Origin of the sequence: Mixta tenebrionis (assembly GCF_006517625.1) — a bacterium.
Lineage (GTDB): Bacteria > Pseudomonadota > Gammaproteobacteria > Enterobacterales > Enterobacteriaceae > Mixta > Mixta tenebrionis.
In genome coordinates this window covers 1-404 of sequence record NZ_VHQI01000058.1, presented here as the reverse complement: position 1 = coordinate 404, position 404 = coordinate 1, and the positions used below count along the sequence as shown (strand labels likewise).

The window sequence follows — 404 nt, the reverse complement described above, 5'->3', positions numbered from 1 at the left end:
TTGTTCCAGCCGCTGCTGGCGTCCATGGTGATGGAAATGGTTTCGCCATCCTTCGCGCCCACCTGGAAAGAGAAATCTTTGCTGGCGGTGTTATCGAGGATCTTGGTGCCGTTGAAATCGGTCTGCTTGGTCACGCGGTTGATCTCAGCCATGCGCTGGTTAACTTCAGCCTGGATGGAATCAATATCGGAAGCAGAGTTGGTGCTGTTCTGCGCCTGCACCGTCAGATCGCGCACGCGCTGCAGGTTATTGTTAATCTCGCTCAGCGCGCCTTCTGCGGTCTGCGCCATAGAAATACCGTCGTTGGCGTTACGCGCGGCAACGGACATGCCGTTGATATTAGAGGTAAAGCGGTTAGCAATCGCCTGACCTGCTGCGTCATCTTTTGCACTGTTGATACGCAG

Annotated in this window: 1 protein-coding gene; it reads right to left on the bottom strand. The window is 54.7% G+C overall.

Translation table 11 applies throughout. The annotated features are described in order from the left end of the window. A partial coding sequence (locus tag FKM52_RS21520) for a flagellin N-terminal helical domain-containing protein (protein ID WP_484213167.1) occupies positions 1 to 404 on the bottom strand: 404 nt, incomplete at both ends.